Below are 2,223 nucleotides of genomic sequence, written 5' to 3'. Positions count from 1 at the left end.
ACATACGCCTTTTCCTTTGTTTGCATTAGATTGCAACAATAATATCAGTATTCCACCGCGCCAGCGTTTTCATGAAATTCATTGGCACAGTGATATTCAATTGACGTATGTTTTAGAAGGAAAAATATCCATTAAAACCATGAACCAAAAAATTATATTAAAAAAAGGGCAAATGATCTTTATTAATAAAAATGTATTGCATCAAATTAATGAAGCAATAGATTCCCATTATCGTTCATTGATTTTTCCAGATACTTTGATTTCTTTTGCCAATCAAACAGCAATGCAAAAACAGGTTACTTATTTATTAGAACAATCACAATTAGAAACCTATATATTTTTAGAAGCAGCAGCTGAAATAAAAGACTTAGACCAAATTATCTTTTTAAATCAATCAAAAGAATTTAAAGAATATTATTTAGCTTTAAAATTAGCTAATTTAATCTATCAAGTCATGGCTAATATTGATGCAACCAAGCCATCATTATCAAAAGAAAATCATTTAGGATTACAAGAATGTCTTTGTTTTATTCATCTTCATTATCATGAAGATATTAGTTTAGAAGATATTGCCAGTTATGGTAATATGAGTGCTGGTCATTGTGGCAGATTGTTTCAACAAATATTAGAAACAACACCATACGAATATCTAATCAATTATCGCATCAAAAAAAGTTTAGAACTTTTAGCCAACAAACAAACTACTATTTCCACTGTTGCGATTGAAGTCGGATTTAATGGTGTTAGTCATTATATTCAAAGTTTTAAAAAAAGAATGAAAATAACCCCGAAACAATATCAAAAATTACTTTTTAATCAAAAACAACAAGCTTGAAACTTGTTGTTTTTATGCTGATGAAGTAAATATAACTGATAAAATGGCAAATATGATTGCAATATAATTTTTTTTTTTGATTGTTTCTTTAAAAATAAATTTAGATGCCATTACTAAGAAAATAATATACATTGATGAATATAAAGCCGAGTAAATCGAAATATTCATTTTTGTCATTGCCTGCATTGCACAAACCATACCTAAACAGCCAATTGTACTACCTAAAGCAACTAATAAATAGTTAGAAAAATCAATCTGATTACGATATTCAATAAATTTATCACGATTTTTTCTTTTTAAAATTAAATATGTGATGATAATTATGGGAACCATGTAAATATTGATCCAAGATAAATAAGTTTGATTATTAGCTAGCGATCCACTTACTGTAAATGATTTATGAATAACACTGATCAGTCCTGAAGTGAAGAAAAGAATTAAACAAATAAACTTAGCTAGTAAACTTTGTTTATGCTGATTATTTTTTCTATAATCACCAATAAAAGAAATTAAAAAAGAAATAATAATTAAAACAATACCAATAATATTATAAAAATTGATTGATTCATTTAAAATCACTAAACCATATACTACTGGTAAAACTAAATTACCAGCATTTTGACTTACAGTTACGGTCGCTAGATTGGCATGCGATAAGCTCAGTAATGAAATTAAGGTATTAATTATAACTGTTAAACAGGCAACCAAACTATAAATATATAAAATTCGATCACCAAATAATTGAAATCCCGACATAAAAAAACAATACTGCCAACGCTTCCTATAATGTTAGTATTAATAGTTTGAGTTGAATAGAGAAGCATTTAGACATTTCGAAGCTTAGATACTTCTTTTTTTCTTTTAGAATTAAGTGTATAATAAGAATACGATTAAAAAAATAAGAATTATGAGAGGAGTTACTTAGAGTGATGGATAAAAGTTATATAAGTGTTTTTGAAGATATAAAACAACAAATTAAAACTTCTCAACATAAGGCTATTCTAAATGCAAATAAAGAAATGATACTTATGTATTGGAATATTGGAAAAATTATAGAAAATAATAGTGAATGGGGAAATAAATTTATTGATAATTTATCTAAAGATATTAGAAGGGAATTTCCAACAGCAAAAGGTTTTTCGACTAGAAATTTGAAAAATATGGTTAGGTTTTATCGAGAATATCCTGATGTTAAATTTGTGCAGACGGTGTCTGCACAAATTCCTTGGTCGCATAATTTAGAAATTTTAAGAGTAAAATCACAAGAAGAAAGACTATGGTATATAAATAAAACTGTAGAAAATGGCTGGTCAAAAAATATTTTAGCTCATCAAATTGATACTGAATTATATAGAAGACAAGTTGAGAATAAAAAGATAACTAACTTT

The 2,223-nt window shown here is 26.6% G+C and carries 3 protein-coding genes; 2 read left to right on the top strand and 1 reads right to left on the bottom strand.

Annotated features, from left to right (window positions below):
- Positions 1-835: AraC family transcriptional regulator (locus J7M77_RS16780; RefSeq protein ID WP_296880647.1), on the top strand; the 835-nt coding region annotated here is incomplete at its 5' end.
- A 12-nt stretch (positions 836-847) separates the two neighbouring features.
- On the opposite strand, the gene J7M77_RS16775 is transcribed toward J7M77_RS16780, so the two are convergent.
- Positions 848-1,591, bottom strand: coding sequence for a hypothetical protein (locus J7M77_RS16775; protein ID WP_296880645.1), 744 nt, complete (start codon positions 1,589-1,591; stop codon positions 848-850).
- A 173-nt stretch (positions 1,592-1,764) separates the two neighbouring features.
- On the opposite strand from J7M77_RS16775, the gene J7M77_RS16770 reads away from it, so the two are divergent.
- Positions 1,765-2,223 (top strand): DUF1016 N-terminal domain-containing protein (locus tag J7M77_RS16770; RefSeq protein ID WP_296880649.1); only part of this gene is annotated, 459 nt, incomplete at its 3' end.

It is taken from the genome of Thomasclavelia sp. (assembly GCF_017889095.1).
Classification (GTDB): Bacteria; Bacillota_I; Bacilli_A; order Erysipelotrichales; family Coprobacillaceae; genus Thomasclavelia.
The sequence above is the reverse complement of the archived record's forward strand: the minus strand, read 5'-3'. Positions and strand labels throughout refer to the sequence as shown.

Bases quoted from the DNA above. Each gene is read 5' to 3' on its own strand.
- J7M77_RS16775 (WP_296880645.1), bottom strand. From the start codon at position 1,591: ATGTCGGGATTTCAATTATTTGGTGATCGAATTTTATATATTTATAGT.